The sequence below is a fragment of the Tenacibaculum sp. M341 genome, assembly GCF_004337695.1.
Classification (GTDB): domain Bacteria; phylum Bacteroidota; class Bacteroidia; order Flavobacteriales; family Flavobacteriaceae; genus Polaribacter.
This window is the reverse complement of record NZ_SJXJ01000001.1, coordinates 274,586-293,927: the sequence shown is the minus strand read 5'-3', so window position 1 is coordinate 293,927 and position 19,342 is coordinate 274,586. Positions and strand designations below refer to the sequence as shown.

Here is a 19,342-nt window from a genome sequence, read left to right as displayed (position 1 = left end):
TTAAGTTAATTCGGGGGCAAAAGTAATCTTATTTTATAAATAGCAAAGCCTTTTTAATGTTAAAAAACACCTTTTTTTGTTATCATAGGTTAATTCTTTTTTTACCAACCTCGTTTTAAACAACATAGAAAAATTAAAAATAACCTTTTTAAAAATTTTAGCTTAAATAAACTTTTTTCACTACAAAAAGAGTACATTTATTTGTATTAGACATAATCTTATATATAGAAAGAAAGACTAATGGATTGGATTCAAAAAATAGCAGACTATCGTCAATACTTACAAATTGAAAGAGGCTTATCAGATAACTCTATAGATAGTTATGAAAGAGATGTTGTAAAACTTGTAAACTATCTTAAAGAATTTCAAATTGAAACATCTTCTATTCTTATTCAAAAAAAAGAAATACAAAATTTTATTTATGAGATATCTAAAATAGTGAGTCCAAAAACACAAGCTAGAATAATTTCTGGTTTGAGAAGTTTTTTTGATTACTTGGTTTTTGAAGATTATAGAGAAGACAATCCTTTAGATTTAATTGAGGCTCCTAAAACTGGAAGAACATTACCTGACACCCTTTCTAATGAAGAAATAGACACTATAATACGCGCTATCGAACTTTCGCATCCTCAAGGAGAACGAAACAGAACAATTATTGAAACTATTTATGGATGCGGTTTACGTGTAAGTGAATTAACAAACCTTAAACTATCTGATCTCTTTTTTGATGAAGGTTACATTCGCGTGATTGGTAAAGGTGATAAATATAGATTAGTCCCTATTCATGAAGTGACCATAAAATATTTAAACATATATATAAATGAAATCAGAACACATATAGAACCTCATAAAGAAGATACTGATATCATTTTTTTAAATCGAAGAGGAAAAAGATTAACTCGTCAAATGATTTTTACAATTATAAAACAATTGACAGCTAAAGCCAATATTGAAAAGAAAATTAGTCCGCACACCTTAAGACATTCTTTTGCTACTCATTTATTAAAACAAGGAGTAGATTTAAGAGCTATTCAACAATTGTTAGGACATGAGAGCATAACTACTACAGAAATATACGTTCATTTAGATAATGAATACTTACAAAAAGTAGTTGAAGAGTTTCATCCAAGAAATAAATAGGAAAATAAAGCGCATAAAAAAAGGCAAGCTACCTACATCACACTGCTACAACCTAATACCCTTGCTGCATTCCTGCCCTGGGGGATTCAAAGGGAGCTAGTTGTGTAGAACTTGCCGGCTGCAAATCTACAACCTTTTTTTGAATTGACAACAAAAAAAATTAATGTTTTTTCTGTAACATTTTTAAGATGTTGAATACTAATAAAATGTTTTAAGTAATTTCGCAAATTTTTAACTAATCAAAACTTATTTAAATGGAAAATCAAGTAAACCAAGCTAACAGTAAAAACACTATTTTAAACTATGGAGGGATATATGGACTAATAATTGTATTTGTAAGTTTAGTTGCCTATGCTATGGGTAAACATCTGGACCCAAGTGTAGCAATGATATCTCTTTTAATAACTGCTATAGCTATAATTGGATCTATAGTTTTAGGTATTAGAAAATTTAAAATTCAGAACAATGGTTTTTTAACTTTTGGGCAAGCTATTAAAATTGGTGTAGGTATTGCTATTTTAGGTACATTAATCGTTATTATATATCAGCAAATCTTTACTAATGTTATTGAGCCTGATTTCATGCAACAAGCTTTGGATAGAACAGAAGAATCTTTAATTGATGCTGGGTTATCTGATGAGCAAATTGAAACTCAGTTAGCTATTCAGGAAAAAATGTCTGGTCCATTAATTTCATCTGCTATGGGAATTTTATTTTGGGCTTTTATTGGTTTTGTAATTTCTGCTATAGCAGGAGCTGTAATGCAAAAGAAAGAAGAAGATACTTTTTAAATCTAAGTACTACTACATATAAAATAAATTGTAACTTTACATTTCTAAAATTGGGTAGTAATTAATGATAAATATATCGGTAGTAATACCACTTTTAAACGAAGAAGAATCTTTACAAGAATTATATGATTGGATTGCAAAAGTTATGCAGTCCAATCAATTTTTATATGAAGTTATTTTTATTGATGATGGGAGTACCGATAACTCTTGGAACATCATCCATAAATTATCTGAACAACACCCTGAAGTCAAAGGAATTCGATTTCAAACTAACTATGGAAAATCTCAAGCTTTAGATGCTGGTTTTAATTTAACAAAAGGTGAAGTAGTTATCACTATGGATGCTGATTTACAAGACAATCCAGATGAAATTCCTGAACTTTATAAGTTAATTACTGAAGAAAACTACGATTTAATTTCTGGCTGGAAAAAGAAACGATATGACAATGTTTTAACTAAAAATATTCCCTCTAAGTTGTTTAACTGGGCAGCAAGAAAAATATCTGGTTTAAAGTTAAATGATTTTAACTGTGGTCTTAAAGCATATAAAAACGAAGTAGTTAAATCTATTAAGGTTAGCGGTGAAATGCATCGCTATATTCCTGTACTAGCTAAAAACGAAGGATATAGAAAAATTGGTGAAAAAGTAGTAAAACATCAAGCTAGAAAATACGGAGAAACAAAATTTGGAATGGATCGATTTGTAAACGGTTTCTTAGACCTCATTACCATTTCATTTTTATCAAAATTTGGCAAGAGACCTATGCACTTTTTTGGTTTGTATGGAACACTAATGTTTTTATTTGGTTTTATCTCTGCTTTTTACATAGGTTTTATGAAACTATATAGAGTTTTTCACAAAATTAAGACTATATTAGTTACAGATAATCCTTGGTTTTATATTGCACTCACCTCTATGATACTGGGAACATTATTATTTTTAGCTGGTTTTGTTGGGGAACTTATTATTAAAGTTAATGCTCATCAAAAACACTACAACATCAAAGATCAAATAAACTTTTAACCTTATTAATATCTCTAAAAAATGCAAGAAATTATAGATAAAGCTACACTATGGCTAACAGACACTTTTGATACTGATACTCAAAGTGAAATTCAAACATTGGTAGATCAAAAATCGGAAGATTTAGTGGATCGATTTTATAAAGATACTGAGTTTGGTACCGGTGGTATGCGTGGTGTGATGGGAGCTGGAACTAACAGAATAAATAAATACACTTTAGGAAAAGCAACCCAAGGTTTAAGTAACTACTTAAACAAAGTATATGCTAATGAAGATATTAAGGTAGCTATAGCTTATGACTGTAGGCATAATAGTAAAGAGTTTTCTGAATTAGTAGCTGGTGTTTTATCGGCTAACAATATCAAAACTTATGTTTTTGAGGACTTACGCCCTACTCCTGAATTATCTTTCGCTGTAAATCATTTAGATTGTCAGGCAGGTATCGTTCTTACAGCATCTCACAACCCTCCAGAATATAACGGTTACAAAGTATATTGGACTGACGGAGGTCAAATTGTTCCGCCTCAGGATAAAGAAATCATATCAGAAGTAAATAGTTTAGAGTTCTCAGACATTAATTTTAATAAAAAAGAAGATCTAATTTCATATGTTGGTAATGATATTGATGAGGCTTTTTGGGATGCTTCTATTAAAAATGGAACTTTTGAAGTTGGTGATAGATCAAACTTAAAAATAGTTTTCACTTCATTACATGGTACATCTATTAAATTAATTCCAGAAGTATTAAAGCGTGCAGGGTATTCAGAAGTTCATATTGTTGAAGAGCAAGCTGAACCTAATGGTGATTTTCCAACAGTAAAATCACCAAATCCAGAAGAACCAGAAGCTTTAGAAATGGCTATTAATTTAGCTAATGAAATAAATGCTGATATTGTTATTGGTACAGATCCTGATAGTGATCGTTTAGGTATTGCTGTTAGAGATTTAGAAGGTAATATGAAGTTACTTAACGGAAATCAAACCATGAGTGTTATGACTGATTTCTTAATAAAACAATGGAAAGAAAGCGGTAAATTAAATGGTAAACAATTTGTTGGTTCCACAATTGTTTCTACTCCTCTTGTAAATGAAATAGCTAGTAGTTATGGTGTTGAAACTAAAGTAGGACTTACTGGCTTTAAATGGATTGCCAAAATGATTAAAGATTTTCCTGAACTTGACTTTATTGGGGGTGGTGAAGAAAGTTTTGGTTTTATGGTAGGTGATTTTGTTCGTGATAAAGATGCTGTGACTTCTACCCTACTTGCTTGTGAAATTGCTACATATGCAAAAAACAATGCTAGTTCATTTTACAAAGAGTTAATTACAATTTACACTAAACATAATTTCTACAAAGAACATTTAGTTTCTTTAGTAAAAAAAGGAATGAAAGGTGCTGAAGAAATTAAGCAGATGTTAATTGATTTAAGAGAAAATCCTCTATCTGAAATTAACGGAGAGAAAGTAGTATTCGTAAACGATTATTTATCTTCAACAAGCACTAACTTAAACACGGGAGAAAAAACAACTATTGATATTCCTAAATCTAATGTTTTAATTTACGAAACTGAAAACGGAACTAAAGTTGCTTGTCGTCCAAGTGGTACAGAACCAAAAATTAAATTTTACATCAGTGTAAAAGATTCTTTAAACAGTGTTGAAAATTATGAAACTGTAGAAAAGAACTTAGATAGTAAAATTCAAAAAATTATAAAACAACTAGGAGTTTAATTAATGAATTATTTTAAACGTTTTTTAAAATATGCCATTCCATATAAATGGACTGGCATATTTGGTATCATATTTAATATTTTTTATGCTTTTTTTACAACATTGTCATACATTATATTGATGCCAACATTAAATGTACTTTTTGAAGAAACTGAAAAGGTTTATACTAAACCTGAACTCACTTCTTTTTCTGGTCAAAAAATTAAAGCATACTTTAATGATCTTTTAAATTATTATGTAACCTACAACAATGAAAATTATGGTGCTGAAAAAACGTTGATGTACATTATAGTGATAGTTGTATTTGTTTTTTTATTAAAAAACATTTTTGGTTATTTAGGTCAAGTTTGTTTAGCTTTTCTGAAAAATGATGTTTTAAAAGACTTAAGAATAATTTATTATAATAAAATCTCAAACCTTTCTATCCCATATTTCTCAGACCAAAATAAAGGAGATATTATTTCTAGAGCTACTACAGACCTTAACAACATAAACAATACATATTTAACTCTTGTTATTATTTTCATACGAGAACCTTTAAATATCGTATTTACATTATGCGCAATGTTAATTACTAGTTTAGAGTTATCGATTTTCATTTTTGTTTTTATTCCATTAGCTGGTTTATTGATAAGCGCCATCAGTAAAAAAATAAAAAAACAATCTGGAGAAATATTTTACAAAAACGGTGTATTCTTAGGTTTGATTGAAGAAAGTATTTCTGGACTAAAAATTATAAAAAACTATACGGCAGAAGCTTTATTTGCTAAAAAATTTAATGATCAGACTGTTGAAATTAAGAACTTAAGTAATAAATTGAGTATCAGGGAAAGCATTGCTAGTCCTTTAAGTGAATTTTTAGGTATTCTAACCATTGGTTCAATATTATGGTATGGTGGTAAAATGGTTTTAATAGATCAATCATTAGCAAGCGGAACTTTTGTTGGTTTTATGGCAGCTGCATATAACATATTATCACCAGCAAAAGCAATTGCAAAAGCTAATAATAATGTAAAAATAGGAGACGCTTCTGCTAAACGTTTTTTTGAAGTTTTAGATACTGAAGATAGCATCAAAGAAGTTAGTGATCCTTTAGAAATAGATGACTTCAAAAATGAAATTGAGTTTAAAAACATCTATTTTAAATATAATGATCAGTATGTTTTAGAAAACTTCTCCTTAAAAATCCCAAAAGGTAAAACGGTGGCTTTTGTTGGTCAATCTGGAAGTGGTAAATCAACACTAGCTAACTTAATTACTCGTTTTTATGATGTGGAAAAAGGTGAAATTTTAATTGATGGTATCAATATTAAAAACATATCTAAAAAATCACTTCGTAATTTAATGGGAGTTGTAGCTCAAGACCCAATTTTATTTAACGATTCTGTAAAAAACAATATTCTTTTAGGTAATACTAATGCTTCTTTTGATAGTGTACAAGAAGCTGCTAAAGCTGCCAATGCTCACGATTTCATTGAAAATCTTCCTGAAAAATATGAAACCAATGTGGGTGAACGTGGAGATGAACTCTCTGGCGGACAAAAACAACGTGTATCTATTGCTAGAGCTATTTTAAAGAATGCTCCAATAATGATTCTTGATGAAGCTACATCAGCTTTAGATAGCGAATCTGAAAAGTTTGTTCAAAATGAACTAGATATCATTATGAAAAATAGAACTTCAATGGTAATTGCGCATCGCTTATCAACCATTCAAAATTCTGACTTAATAATTGTAATGAGAGATGGTAAAATTATAGAACAAGGAAAGCATACAGAATTACTTAACAAAAATGGTGATTATGCTAAACTTGTAGCAATGCAAACGATTTAATTTATAAAGTTTTAACTTACAAGTTTAAAGACAATAGATTTTATATTTTGCAATTCAATATTTCTTACAATAAAAAAACATAAAAAGTTAAGGAATGTGAGTATGGTTTAAGAGAAAAACTGTCACTTCGAGTGAGATTATTTGTAATGCAATGAAAAAAATTGTATCGAAAAGCTTTCACAACATGAATTGTTCTCGATACAATTTTTTATTACGTTTTAATTCTTAAAAATCACTCAAACCGACAAAGATTTTGTATCAAATATTGACGTTAAGAAATAAAAAGATTTGTCATTAAATGATAACTGTATACTAAAACACTGCTAACTGTAAACTAAAGATTATGGTTTCAATATAAAAATAGCAATCCCTACAAATACAATAATTTGTAGCCATTTTAAGTATAACCCAATTTTATTATTCTTTTTTATTAAAGTAGATATTGAACCTGCCAAAATTGCAATGGTAGAAAAAACAACAAAAGAGACAAGAATAAAAATTCCGCCTAAAACATAAAATTGAATAAAACTTGAGATAGTCTCAGAAAATAAAAAACGAGGAAAAAAAGCTAAAAAGAATATTGTTACTTTCGGATTTAATACATTCATCCAAAAACCCGTTTTGAATAATTGTAAAGTTGTTTTAGTCTCTATATTATCAGTAGAAAAGGCAATTTTTGCATCACTCTTATAAACCATATAAGCCAAATACAAAAGATAACCAGCCCCGAAAAGTTTTATTAAAAAGGATATATGCTCGTTAGCTTTAATAATTTGAGAAACGCCTACGGCTACTAATGTGGTATGAATTATACAGCCAGTCATTAATCCAAAAACAGTAGCCAAACCATACTTTTTTCCATTTACAATACTTTGTGTAAGTACAAAAATATTATCAGGACCAGGTGAAATTGCTAAAATTGCCGTTGCTGAAGCAAATGCTAGTAAAGTTTCAAACATAATTTTTAATAATTACGAATTTAAAATTATGAATTACTTTTTATTTCTTTAAAATAGCTTTGTTAATTCTCTTTATCAATGAAGGTCCTTCGTAAATAAAACCAGTATAAATTTGAACTAAATCTGCACCTGCTTCAATTTTTTCTAAAGCATCTTTTTCTGAATGAATTCCTCCTACTCCTATAATTGGAAATGCCTTATTAGAATTATCAGCTAAATATTTAATTACTCCTGTACTTCTATCTTTAATAGGTTGACCACTTAAACCTCCATTTCCTATTTCTTTTAATCTTGCTTCAGAAGCTTTTAAACCTTCTCTATTTACAGATGTATTAGAAGCAATAACTCCATCTATTTTAGTTTCTGCAACCAACTCAATAATTTCATCTAATTGAGTGTTATTTAAATCTGGAGCTATTTTTAATAAAATAGGTCTCGACTTTGCACCACCAGACATTGCTATCTCATTATTTAATTTTTGAACTTCTGTAATTAATTCTTTTAAATAATCTGCATCCTCTAATTTAGCATGACTTGATACATTTGGACAACTTACATTTAACACAAAATAATCAACATGTGGATGTAAGCCCTTAAAACATTCCAAATAATCTGCTGTATAATCTTCGGGCTTAGTAGCTGTATTTTTACCTATGTTTCCTCCTATAATTACTTTTCCTTTATTCTTTTTTAATTGCTCAATAGCAGCTTCTAAACCTTCATTATTAAATCCCATTCTATTGATAATTCCCTTATCATCTTTTAAACGAAATAATCTTTGCTTAGGGTTACCTACTTGACCTTTTGGTGTAACTGTACCAATTTCTACAAAACCAAAACCAAAATCAGCTAATTCATTGTACAAAACTGCATTCTTATCAAATCCCGCTGCTAAACCTACTGGATTACTAAAAGTTAAACCGAAAAGATTTCGTTCTAAACGCTTATCATTTACTTTGTATAATCCTCTAAAAATTGAAGAAACAAAAGGAATTTTTGACAATACTTTTACTAATGAAAACGTAAAATGATGGATTTTCTCTGGATCAAAAAGAAAAAAAATAGGACGAATAAGTAATTTATACATTGTATTTATTTGATCGATATACTATACTATCGATGACTAAGTTTTAGTTGTGTTTATAAAAAAAGCTCCCTTTTAAAAGGAGCTTTCTATTTTATCTTAATTCAGCAGCAACATTCTTTTCAAATGTTTGCTGTAATTTTTGCATTATTTTATCAATCTGCTTATCATTCAAAGTTTTATTTTCGTCTTGTAAAATAAAACTTACTGCATATGATTTCTTACCTTCTGGTAAATTCTCACCTTCATATACATCAAACAAATCTACATTCTTCAATAATTTTCTTTCTGATTGGAAAGCTAAATTATAAATCTCTTTAAATTCAACTTTAGCATCTAATAACAACGCTAAATCACGCTTAACAGCTGGGAATTTAGGTAAATCAGAAACTTTTATTTTCTTATTCCCTGTTAATTGTAAAATATTTTGCCAGTTAAAATCTGCAAACAATACTTGTTGTTTTATTGAAAATTCTTTTAATACTGATCTTTTTACAACACCTAAGTCTACTAGTTTCGTTTTACCTAAGCTTAAAGACAAACCTTCAGAAAAAACATCTGATTTTGTTGGAGTAGATTTTAAATTAGAAAAACCTAAACGAGCTAATAGATTAGTTACAATTCCTTTTAAATAAAAGAAATCAGAAGAAGTACTTGCAACTTTCCAACTATCCTTTGCTCTATTACCAGTAACAAATAAAGTTAAATGCTTGTCTTCTTGGTATCCACTTTCATATTTATGATATGTTTTTCCTAATTCGAAAAACTTAAGTGAATTATTTTTTCTATTAATGTTATAAGCAATACTCTCTAAACCACTAAATAATAATGATTGACGCATTACTTTCAAATCATTACTTAACGGATTCAACATTTCTACATTAAACTCATCTTTTAAATTATCTGAAAGTTTAATATAATCAGCCTTTGTTAATGAATTTGCCATTGTTTCATTAAAACCTAAAGCTACTAGTTGATTTGCTACTACATTTTCTATTTTTACTTGAACATCATTATCAAAAGAAATAGAAGTATTTAGTTTATGAGAAAACTCTATATTATTGTAACCATAAACACGTAAAATTTCTTCAATAATATCAGCTTCTCTTTGAACATCAACTCTATATGAAGGAATTACTAAACCTAAACCAGCTTCGGTAACACTGTTTATTTTAATTTCTAATGAAGCTAAAATATTTTTAATAGTTTCTTTAGGAATTTCCTGACCTATAAGTTTGTATACGTTTTCAAAAGATAAGAACACCTCAAAATCCTTAACCTTTTCAGGGTAAAAATCCATAATATCAGAAGACATTTTACCTCCTGCGTATTCTTCAATTAATAAAGCAGCTCTTTTTAAGGCATATTTAGTTTGGTTGATATCTATTCCTCTTTCGAAACGGAAAGAAGCATCTGTATTTAAACCATATCTCTTTGCAGTTTTTCTAACTGAAACAGGATTAAAATAAGCACTTTCTAAAAAGATAGTCGTTGTATTTTCGGTAACTCCAGATTTTAAACCTCCGAAAACACCACCAATACATAACGGGTTTCCTTCAGCATCACATATCATAATGTCTTCAGCAGACAATTCTCTTTCTACTTCATCTAAAGTGACAAACTTAGTACCCTCTTCTAAATTTTTAACGACAACTTTATTTCCTCTAATTTTAGAAGCATCAAAAGCATGCAATGGTTGTCCTAATTCATGCAACACATAGTTTGTAATATCAACTATATTATTTTTAGGAACAATACCTATAGCTTTTAACCTATTTTTTATCCACTCAGGAGAATCTTTTACTTCAACATCTGTAATGGTAATTCCACAATATCTTGGAACTAATTCTTTGTTCTCAACTTCTACATCAATCTTCAATCTTCTTTCATCAACATGAAAATCAGAAACAGACGGAGAAATTAATTCTAAATTCACATCTTTTTGTAACAAACCAGCTCTTAAATCTCTTGCTACTCCAAAATGGCTCATAGCATCTGCTCTGTTTGGTGTTAAACCAATTTCAAAAACATGATCTGTTTCAATATTAAAAACTTCAGAACAAGGTGTACCTGGAACAAAAGATTCTTTTAAAACCATAATTCCATCATGACCAGAACCTAACCCTAATTCATCTTCAGCACAAATCATTCCGTGACTTTCCTCACCTCTGATTTTACCTTTTTTAATTTTAAACCCTTCTCCTTTTTCATCATATAACATAGTACCTATGGTAGCTACAGGAACTTTTTGACCCGCTGCAACGTTAGGAGCACCACACACAATTTGAACTGGAGATTCTCCTCCTAAATTAACTGTAGTAACCTTTAATTTATCAGCATTAGGGTGCTTTTCACAAGTAAGCACTTCTCCAACTACTACACCTTTCAAGCTTCCTTTAATACTTTCTTTCAGCTCAATACCTTCAACTTCTAACCCTAAATCAGTTAACAGTTCTCCTATTTTCTCAGGAGCCCAATCAAACTGTAAAAACTGTTGTAACCAGTTATATGATATTTTCATTGTGTTTTTTATACTATTTGACTTGCAAATTTACACTTTTCTATCAATTAAAACAGCCCTAAATCACACAATTAAATTCTCACTTTTTTTTTCATAATAAATACAGTAATAATTTATTGATTTTTAACTATTAACTAATGTTTGATTAACATTATTAAAAGTTATTTGCCAAAAACTAACTAAAAATATACTTTCAATGAAACCATTAATAAATCTTATATTTTTAATTTCAGTGATTGCATCCTATGCGCAAATTCCAGCGTATTATAACGATGTAAACCTAAATTTAAGCGGCAATGCATTAAGAAACGAACTTTCTACTAAGGTAATTGCTACACATACAAACTTTTTAAGCTATACTCCTGGTGTTTGGAATGCTTTAAAACAAGCAGATATAGATCCAACAAACTCTTCTAGAGTCATTTTAATTTACGGATGGAATGATTCTGATGGTACTATATCTAATGATAGAACTAGAGGCATAAATAATAACGGTGGAGCTTCTACTGACTGGAATAGAGAACATGTATATCCAAGATCTTTAGGTAATCCGAATTTAGGATCTTCTGGTGCTGGATCAGATGCTCATAGTTTAAGACCTTGTGATCCTGCAAGAAATTCATCTAGAGGAAATAGAAAATTTGCTGATGGTAATGGAAATTCAGGTGGTGTATCTGGTGGATGGTATCCTGGTAATGAATGGAAAGGAGATGTAGCTAGAATGATGATGTATATGTACATTCGCTACGGAAATCAATGTTTACCCAGAAATGTTGGAGTTGGAACCTCTGTTTCTTCTGATAGTAATATGATTGATTTATTTTTAGAATGGAATGCTGAAGATCCTGTTTCTTCATTAGAAATTCAAAGAAACTCTGCTTTAGTAGGAATACAAGGAAACAGAAATCCTTTTATTGATAATCCTGCTTTTGCAACACAAATTTGGGGTGGTCCTCAAGCACAAGATCGTTTTGGAAATACCGGAGGCGGTGGTTCTGGTGGTGGAAACAACAATGAATTATTTATTTCAGAATACATTGAAGGATCATCAAACAACAAAGCTTTAGAAATTGCAAACCTTAGTGGTAATACTGTAAATTTATCGAGTTATTCTTTAAGAAAAGCTACCAATGGAAGTGGTAATTTTTCAACCGTTTATAATTTATCTGGTCAATTATCAAATGGACAAGTTTACGTAATTGCAAATAGCAACGCTTCTTCAACTATCAAAAACAAAGCGAATACAACTACTTCTAGCGGTATCGTTACTTTTAATGGAAATGATGCTATTGGATTATTTAAGAATGGTACTTTAATAGATCTTATAGGTAATCCTTCAAGTAGTTCGAACTTTGCTCAAAATGTTACATTACAAAGAGTTTCTAGTGTAAATTCTCCTAGTAGTACATACATTTCTTCTCAATGGAATAGATTAAGTGTAGATAACTCTTCAGGTTTAGGTACCATTTCTGGCGGAAGTAATAATACTAACATTTGTGATGGTGTATCTGAATGGAGAAGTAATATTAATTATGCTGTAGGTAGTAGAGTAACCTATTTAGGTAACCTATTTGAAAGAACTGTTAGTGGATGGACATTAATAGGTGCTTGTGGATCATCTCGATCAGTTAATACATCAGAAAAAACACAAACTCCTCCTCTATTGACAACTACTTTTAATGTTTTTCCAAATCCGGCTGAACAATTTTTAAACATCAATTTATCAAACGAAAAAGAAGCTTCTTTTCAAATAGTAAATTACCTTGGTCAAGTTTTATTGAAAGGAATGCTACCTTCTACCAACGGAAAAATTGATATCATTAATTTAGATAGAGGAAATTACATTCTTCAAATAAATCAAGATGAAAAAATATACACCAAGCACATAATAAAAAGATAAATACATAACTTTTTTATAAAGTGAGCTGACCAATGTTTTTATTTGGTCAGCTTTTTTTTATACAATTACTTTTTTATTAACATAAGGTAAATTTTAAGCAAAAATTCAATTTAAAAAGCCATTTACCATGAAAAATTCTTCGTTTTTATTGAAAATTGTTAATAACTTATCAATCGTTAACAATCACTTAACAATATTTTAACATTACAGTCAGTTATTTGCCGAATCAAACATAAAAACCCTGTAAATGAAAAAATTAATACCATTTTTACTGTTCTTTTTAACAGTGACTATAACGTTTGCGCAAATACCTTCGTATTACAATGATGTTAATTTAAACCTTAGCGGTTCTTCTCTTAAAAATGAACTTGCTTCTAAAATAATAAGTACTCACACAACGAATTTATCGTATACTCCTGGTGTTTGGGATGCTTTAAAGCAAACAGATTTGGACCCAACTAGTTCATCTAGAGTATTATTAGTTTATGGTTATAGTTCATCAGGAACTACAGCAAGAACAAGAGGAGTAAATGATAATGGTGGTGCTACTTCTGATTGGAATCGTGAGCATGTGTATCCAAAATCATTAGGTAATCCTAACTTAGGAACTTCTGGTCCTGGTGCAGATGCACATCATATTAGACCTGCCGATGTTACTTTTAACTCACAAAGAGGTAACTTAAAATTTGTAGATGCTTCTGGTAATGCAAGAAGTGTATCTGGAGGTTGGTATCCTGGTGATGAATGGAAAGGTGATGTTGCACGTATGATGATGTACATGTATTTACGTTATGGTAATCAATGTTTACCTAGTAATGTAGGAATTGGTAGCAGTGCTTCTTCTGATGCTAATATGTTGCAATTATTTTTAGAATGGAATGCAGAAGACCCTGTTTCTAACTTTGAAATTCAACGTAATCCTATCTTAGAAGGTTTACAAGGAAATAGAAATCCATTTATTGACAACCCTGCTTTTGCTACTGAAATTTGGGGAGGTCCTCAAGCAGAAGATCGTTTTGGAAACACCGGAGGCGGTGGCTCTGGTGGCGGTGGAGGAAATACATTGTGTAGTTCTACTGTTACTTCTTTTCCATACTCTCAAAGTTTCGAAAACACTTTTTCTGGTTGGAATCAAGCTTCAACTGACAACTTTAATTGGTCTTTAAATTCTGGTAGTACTCCATCTAGTAATACTGGTCCTAGTAGTGCAAATGCTGGTTCTTACTATATATACATGGAATCTTCAAGTCCAAATAACTCCAATGATAGAGCAATCCTTTATGGTCCTTGTTTTAATCTTTCTTCTGCTAGCCAAGCTTCTGTTACTTTTAAATATCATATGTATGGTGCAAGTAATATGGGAAGTCTTTCTTTAGAAGCTAGTTTAAATGGTACTAGCTGGACATCTATTTGGAGTAAATCTGGTAATCAAGGAAATTCATGGCAAACAGCAACTGTTGATTTATCAGGTTATTTAGGTCAAACAGTTCAGTTACGTTTAAATGGAATTACTGGTACTACTTGGCAAGGAGACATGGCTGTTGATGCTTTTAATGTTTCTACTTCTGGAAGTTCTGGTGGTGGCTCTAACGATCCTTGTGAAGGGGTCTCTGAATGGAGCAGCAGCACTAGTTATGCTGTTGGAGCTAGAGTAACTTATTTAGGGAACTTGTACGAAAGAACTTCTTCTGGTTGGGTTTTATTAGGAGCTTGTGGTGCTTCTAGATCAGCTGGTAATGTTAACACACCAACTCCCCCTCCATTTACAGCTACTTTTAACGTATATCCTAATCCGACAAAACAATTTTTAAACATCAATTTAGCTAACAACAAAGAGGCTTCGTATAAAATTATCAATTATATAGGTCAAACTTTAACAGAAGGTACCTTATCTAATACAACTACAATTGATATGAGTGAATTACAAAAAGGATCTTATATACTACGAGTAACAAATGGTAAAGAAACATTTACAAAACAGATTATAAAAGAATAGCATCAAAACGCTACTTTATAATATAAAAAACTGCCTGATTAGAATATCAGGCAGTTTTTAGTTTTATAGAGATATTGTTTAAAAATTAAACTTAATCAACCATACAACATTTTTTATATTTCAATCCACTGTTACATGGACAAGGTGCATTTCGAGAAACATCAACACGTTTAAAATGAAGATCCATATCATCCATATCTTGTTTGAAGATTTTTTCTAATAACTCATATAATTCAGGATGTTTTTTAGCTAATAATTTAGGTCGTTCAAAAAAGTACTCGCTTACTACCGAAAAGAACTCGGCATTATTGGTACCTCCATACGGATTGATATCTGACTCTCCTTCATAAATTTCATCTATCTTTTTATTCATCAAATCTAACCAAGGAATCACATATTGTTTATCTAACAACACTTTAGGTACACCGTCAATTTCTCCATCTAACTTATCAATTAAATGTACAAATTCATGTATTGCTGTATTCTTTTTATCAGATCCGTTTTCAAAGCCTAAATGTAATGCTGGTTTTGATAATACCATTTTTCCTTCTAAATAACCATTTCCTACCATTCCTAGAATTCTTCTATTCTCTCCTGTAGTTTTAAAATCTCTATCAAACATTCTAGGATATAATATGATCTCTGATATGTTAGGATATCGCCAAGTTGGAAAGTTGAAAATAGGAATTACAGCACTAGCACCTATCAATAATTTATCTGTAATATCAACTACTGTATCTACTCCTATGAACTTGCAGTTCAAAATAAAATCATGAACTTTATATTCGAATATTTTTTTCTGATTAGCATCTAATGCATTGTAAAAAGCTACTTTTTCTACTAAAATCATCTTCCATTTCTTCAAAAATGGAGTTGTAGGACTAATCCATTCTGATTTTTTAGGCTTTACGAAAAAAACAGCATAAACAATAAAGACAATAATTAGGAATAAAGAAAATAATACTGCCATAAATACTAGATGTAATCCTCATCATAAACCACTACAGAATTTACTGCTAAATCGTGCATAGCTTTGTTTTGTTTATCGCTGGAAATAGTAAATAAAGAAATCCAACCAAGTATTGATTTCATTAAAAATCGAATAACAGATTGTATAATATTAATCTTTTTACCAGAATTAGTATTTTGTACTTTAACCTTACACATTCTATGTCCCATAGAAGCGCCAAATAAACTCACTGTAATAGGTTCATACAAAAAAATCGCAATAACAGTTATTACTTTATATGTATTAGACACTTGATCTAACGAACTAAAAATTTCAGTTGAAGCTCCTATTAAAGCTATAATTATCAATCCATCAATTACCGAAGCTTTAAGTCTATCAATTATTCCAGGATAATCTACTTTTTCCATGTATAACAAAGTTTTAGGTCGGCAAAAGTAATACAAAATTGATGTGAAAACGAATTTACTAGGCAGATTTGATAACAATTATAGAGCTTATAAACTATTGAAAAATATTGTTTTATAATTTATCACTTTTTTAAAGTATAAAAGTTTGTGGTGAATTGAAAAAATATGTAGGTTTGATAAAACAATTAACAAACAAAATAAGATGGAAATTACGGCAAATAACCCAAACAGAAAATCGTGGTTAAAAATCAGTGACAATTCGGATTTTCCTATTCAAAATATACCTTTTGGCGTTTTTTTAACAAGAGACGATATCATTACTATTGGAACTAGAATTGGTGATTATGCTATTGATTTAGCTGCTTTACACCAATTAGATTACTTTAAAGGTATTCCTTTAACTGATGATATTTTTTTACAAGACACTTTAAATGATTTTATTGCTGACGGTAGAAAAACATGGAGATTAGTTAGAAATAGAATTGCTGATATTTTTGATGTTACCAACGGAAAACTTAGAGATAATGCTGATCACAAAGACAAAATTATTTTTAGAATGGATGAAGTTGAAATGCTTCTTCCGGTTCAGGTTGGTGATTATACCGATTTTTATGCAAGTAAAGAGCATGCAACAAATGTAGGAAGCTTATTTAGAGATCCTAAAAATGCTTTATTACCAAACTGGTTACACATTCCTATTGGATATCATGGTAGAAGTTCTTCTATTGTTCCTTCTGGTACACCTATTAGAAGACCTATTGGACAGTCTAGACCTGCTGAAGGAGAAAACTCGCCTAATTTTGGTCCTTCAAAATTATTAGATTTTGAACTAGAAATGGCTTTTATCACTACTGTTGCAAATGATTTAGGTGATCGTGTATCTGTTGAAGAAGCAGAAGATCATATTTTTGGATTGGTTTTATTTAATGATTGGTCTGCAAGAGACATTCAAGGATGGGAATACCAACCATTAGGACCATTTTTAGGTAAAAACTTTGCATCTACAATTTCACCATGGATTGTTACTTTAGATGCCTTAGAGCCTTTTAGAGTAGAAAACCCAAAGCAAAATCCAGAGCCTTTACCTTATTTACAACATGAAGGTAAACATAGTTTTGATATTAATTTACAAATGGCTATTCAACCTGAAGATAAAGAGGAAACAGTAGTTTGTAACTCTAACTTCAAATACATGTACTGGACAATGGCACAACAATTAGCACACCATACAGTTAATGGTTGTCCTGTAGAAGCTGGAGATATGATGGGTAGTGGAACTATTTCTGGTCCAACACAAGATAGTTTTGGTTCTATGTTAGAATTAACTTGGAAAGGACAAAATCCAATCAAAATGAACGATGGTTCTGAACGTAAATTCATTAACGATAATGATACTGTTATTATGAGAGGTTATTCTCAGAATGATAAAGTTCGTATTGGTTTTGGCGAATGTGTTGGTAAAGTATTACCTGCAAAAGAGTTTAAAAAATAAAAAACTTTATAACCTACTAGAAAATTGAGTTATCAATAATCTAGATATCTTATTAGAGGCCTTTCAATTAAAAATTAATTGAAAGGCTTCTTTTTTTCATCCGACAAAGTGTTTTTATCTAAAAATTCACTTTTATTTAAATTTGAAAACTGGTAAATACTTAAAATAACACTCTAATTAATTTTTGTAAATTCACAAGCGAAAATCAACCAATTATGAAATCTTATTTTTACTTTTTTATTTTTCTAATTTTTATTTCTTGTAACTCAGAAAAGAAAAATATAGTTCAGAAACTTGAAAAAGGATCTTATAAAGGTATTCTTCATATTCAAGATAACGAACAGATTCCTTTTAATTTTGACGTAAATAATGAAAAAGAATTCACTGTTTTTAATGATACAGAAGCCATTAAAGTAACTGAAATTTCTTACAAAAATGATTCTATCAAAATTCAATTACCTTATTTTGAAGGGTATATTACTGCCAAAATCAAAAAAGATGGATTAGAAGGAATTTTTATAAAGAAAAATGTTGATAGAGTTGTTCCTTTTTCAGCAATAAAAAATAAACCTCGTTTTGAAACAACTGCAAAACCTTTAGTGAATATTGAAGGAAGTTGGGAAACTGTTTTTAGTCCAAATTCAGAAGAAGATAAATACATTGCCAAAGGTATTTTTAAACAAAAAGGAAATAAAATAACTGGAACTTTTAGAACAACTACTGGTGATTATCGTTTTTTAGAAGGCGTAATGAATAATGATATTGTAAAGCTTTCAACCTTTGACGGTGCACATGCATTTTTATTTACTGCAAAAGCTACTGATTCTACTTTAAATGGTTTCTTTTATTCTGGAAACCATTGGAAAGAATCTTTTGTTGCAAAACTTAATAATGAATACGAATTACCAGATGCTGAAAAGCTTACTTTTTTAAAAAAGGGATACGATAAAGTTTCTTTTTCTTTTCCTGACGATAAAGGGAATTTGGTTTCTTTAGAAGATGAAAAGTTTAAAAATAAAGTAACTGTACTACAAATAATGGGAACTTGGTGTCCAAATTGTTTAGATGAAAGTAAATATTACGCTGAAGTTTATAATAAATACGAATCGAAAGGAGTTGAATTTGTTGCTTTAGCATTTGAAGTTGCTAAAACCCAAGAAGAAGCCTTCGAATTGATTAACAGATTAAAAGATCAAGTAAAAATTCCATATACTGTGTTACTTGCTCAAGTAGCCTCTGCTAGTAAAATTTCAGCACAACAAAAATTGCCAATGTTGAATCATATTTTATCTTATCCTACTACAATCATTATCGATAAAAAAGGAAAGGTTCGTAAAATACATACTGGTTTTAATGGTCCTGCTACAGGAAAAGAGTATGAGAATTTTAAAACTAACTTTGAAAGTTTTTTAGATGAGTTAGTAATGGAGGAATAATAAAAGAGTGTCAGAATTAATATTTTTCTCTTAATTCTGACACTCCTAAAATTCTTAA

14 protein-coding genes and 1 other RNA gene are annotated in these 19,342 nt (G+C 30.0%); 9 read left to right on the top strand and 6 right to left on the bottom strand.

Annotation, left to right across the window (positions count from 1 at the left end; all coding sequences use genetic code 11):
* The first annotated feature begins 240 nt into the window (after nt 1-240).
* Nucleotides 241-1,140 carry a site-specific tyrosine recombinase XerD gene (gene xerD / locus EYW44_RS01160; protein ID WP_132721551.1) on the top strand — a complete coding sequence of 300 codons (900 nt, stop codon included), beginning with the start codon at nt 241-243 and terminating at the stop codon, nt 1,138-1,140.
* Nucleotides 1,141-1,158: 18 nt separating this feature from the next.
* Here the strand turns inward: xerD and ffs are convergent.
* Nucleotides 1,159-1,257: signal recognition particle sRNA small type (gene ffs, locus EYW44_RS01155), an RNA gene on the bottom strand.
* Between the two features lie 137 nt (nt 1,258-1,394).
* Between ffs and EYW44_RS01150 the strand changes: the two genes are divergently transcribed.
* The 4 genes from EYW44_RS01150 (at nt 1,395) to EYW44_RS01135 (ending at nt 6,519) form a co-directional block, all read left to right on the top strand.
* Nucleotides 1,395-1,931: a DUF4199 domain-containing protein gene (locus EYW44_RS01150; RefSeq protein WP_132721549.1), complete on the top strand. Its 537-nt coding sequence runs from the start codon at nt 1,395-1,397 to the stop codon at nt 1,929-1,931.
* A gap of 67 nt (nt 1,932-1,998) precedes the next feature.
* On the top strand, nt 1,999-2,955 hold the full coding sequence (locus tag EYW44_RS01145; RefSeq protein ID WP_132721881.1) for a glycosyltransferase family 2 protein: 957 nt from the start codon (nt 1,999-2,001) through the stop codon (nt 2,953-2,955).
* Between the two features lie 21 nt (nt 2,956-2,976).
* Nucleotides 2,977-4,686, top strand: a complete 1,710-nt coding sequence (locus EYW44_RS01140) for a phospho-sugar mutase (protein ID WP_132721547.1) — start codon at nt 2,977-2,979, stop codon at nt 4,684-4,686.
* A 3-nt stretch (nt 4,687-4,689) separates the two neighbouring features.
* Nucleotides 4,690-6,519 carry an ABC transporter ATP-binding protein gene (locus EYW44_RS01135; RefSeq protein ID WP_132721545.1) on the top strand — a complete coding sequence of 610 codons (1,830 nt, stop codon included), beginning with the start codon at nt 4,690-4,692 and terminating at the stop codon, nt 6,517-6,519.
* Nucleotides 6,520-6,860: 341 nt separating this feature from the next.
* Here the strand turns inward: EYW44_RS01135 and EYW44_RS01130 are convergent, their stop codons facing one another.
* The 3 genes from EYW44_RS01130 to pheT all read right to left on the bottom strand — a co-directional run bounded on the left by EYW44_RS01130 (nt 6,861) and on the right by pheT (nt 11,083).
* A complete protein-coding gene (locus tag EYW44_RS01130) occupies nt 6,861-7,478 on the bottom strand; it encodes a LysE family translocator (RefSeq protein ID WP_132721543.1) in 618 nt (205 codons plus the stop codon).
* Between the two features lie 40 nt (nt 7,479-7,518).
* Complete coding sequence (locus EYW44_RS01125; protein ID WP_132721541.1) at nt 7,519-8,565, bottom strand: quinone-dependent dihydroorotate dehydrogenase; 1,047 nt, start codon at nt 8,563-8,565, stop codon at nt 7,519-7,521.
* A 91-nt stretch (nt 8,566-8,656) separates the two neighbouring features.
* Nucleotides 8,657-11,083 carry a phenylalanine--tRNA ligase subunit beta gene (pheT, locus tag EYW44_RS01120; RefSeq protein WP_132721539.1) on the bottom strand — a complete coding sequence of 809 codons (2,427 nt, stop codon included), beginning with the start codon at nt 11,081-11,083 and terminating at the stop codon, nt 8,657-8,659.
* Between the two features lie 196 nt (nt 11,084-11,279).
* On the opposite strand from pheT, the gene EYW44_RS01115 reads away from it, so the two are divergent.
* Together EYW44_RS01115 and EYW44_RS01110 are read left to right on the top strand one after the other, a co-directional pair.
* Complete coding sequence (locus tag EYW44_RS01115) at nt 11,280-12,983, top strand: endonuclease (RefSeq protein ID WP_132721537.1); 1,704 nt, start codon at nt 11,280-11,282, stop codon at nt 12,981-12,983.
* Between the two features lie 247 nt (nt 12,984-13,230).
* Nucleotides 13,231-14,979, top strand: a complete 1,749-nt coding sequence (locus EYW44_RS01110; RefSeq protein WP_132721535.1) for an endonuclease — start codon at nt 13,231-13,233, stop codon at nt 14,977-14,979.
* Between the two features lie 91 nt (nt 14,980-15,070).
* On the opposite strand, the gene EYW44_RS01105 is transcribed toward EYW44_RS01110, so the two are convergent.
* Together EYW44_RS01105 and EYW44_RS01100 are read right to left on the bottom strand one after the other, a co-directional pair.
* Nucleotides 15,071-15,949: a zinc-dependent peptidase gene (locus EYW44_RS01105; protein WP_132721533.1), complete on the bottom strand. Its 879-nt coding sequence runs from the start codon at nt 15,947-15,949 to the stop codon at nt 15,071-15,073.
* Between the two features lie 5 nt (nt 15,950-15,954).
* Nucleotides 15,955-16,356 carry an RDD family protein gene (locus EYW44_RS01100; protein ID WP_132721531.1) on the bottom strand — a complete coding sequence of 134 codons (402 nt, stop codon included), beginning with the start codon at nt 16,354-16,356 and terminating at the stop codon, nt 15,955-15,957.
* Nucleotides 16,357-16,558: 202 nt separating this feature from the next.
* Here EYW44_RS01100 and fahA point away from each other — a divergent pair, with 202 nt between their 5' ends.
* Together fahA and EYW44_RS01090 are read left to right on the top strand one after the other, a co-directional pair.
* Entirely contained in the window at nt 16,559-17,848 is a 1,290-nt protein-coding gene (gene fahA / locus EYW44_RS01095; RefSeq protein WP_132721529.1) for a fumarylacetoacetase, read from the top strand.
* Nucleotides 17,849-18,063: 215 nt separating this feature from the next.
* Complete coding sequence (locus EYW44_RS01090; RefSeq protein ID WP_132721527.1) at nt 18,064-19,284, top strand: peroxiredoxin family protein; 1,221 nt, start codon at nt 18,064-18,066, stop codon at nt 19,282-19,284.
* Nucleotides 19,285-19,342 lie beyond the last annotated feature (58 nt).

Bases quoted from the DNA above. Each gene is read 5' to 3' on its own strand.
- xerD (WP_132721551.1), top strand. From the start codon at position 241: ATGGATTGGATTCAAAAAATAGCAGACTATCGTCAATACTTACAAATT.
- EYW44_RS01150 (WP_132721549.1), top strand. From the start codon at position 1,395: ATGGAAAATCAAGTAAACCAAGCTAACAGTAAAAACACTATTTTAAAC.
- EYW44_RS01140 (WP_132721547.1), top strand. From the start codon at position 2,977: ATGCAAGAAATTATAGATAAAGCTACACTATGGCTAACAGACACTTTT.
- EYW44_RS01135 (WP_132721545.1), top strand. From the start codon at position 4,690: ATGAATTATTTTAAACGTTTTTTAAAATATGCCATTCCATATAAATGG.
- EYW44_RS01130 (WP_132721543.1), bottom strand. From the start codon at position 7,478: ATGTTTGAAACTTTACTAGCATTTGCTTCAGCAACGGCAATTTTAGCA.
- EYW44_RS01125 (WP_132721541.1), bottom strand. From the start codon at position 8,565: ATGTATAAATTACTTATTCGTCCTATTTTTTTTCTTTTTGATCCAGAG.
- pheT (WP_132721539.1), bottom strand. From the start codon at position 11,083: ATGAAAATATCATATAACTGGTTACAACAGTTTTTACAGTTTGATTGG.
- EYW44_RS01115 (WP_132721537.1), top strand. From the start codon at position 11,280: ATGAAACCATTAATAAATCTTATATTTTTAATTTCAGTGATTGCATCC.
- EYW44_RS01110 (WP_132721535.1), top strand. From the start codon at position 13,231: ATGAAAAAATTAATACCATTTTTACTGTTCTTTTTAACAGTGACTATA.
- EYW44_RS01105 (WP_132721533.1), bottom strand. From the start codon at position 15,949: ATGGCAGTATTATTTTCTTTATTCCTAATTATTGTCTTTATTGTTTAT.
- EYW44_RS01100 (WP_132721531.1), bottom strand. From the start codon at position 16,356: ATGGAAAAAGTAGATTATCCTGGAATAATTGATAGACTTAAAGCTTCG.
- fahA (WP_132721529.1), top strand. From the start codon at position 16,559: ATGGAAATTACGGCAAATAACCCAAACAGAAAATCGTGGTTAAAAATC.
- EYW44_RS01090 (WP_132721527.1), top strand. From the start codon at position 18,064: ATGAAATCTTATTTTTACTTTTTTATTTTTCTAATTTTTATTTCTTGT.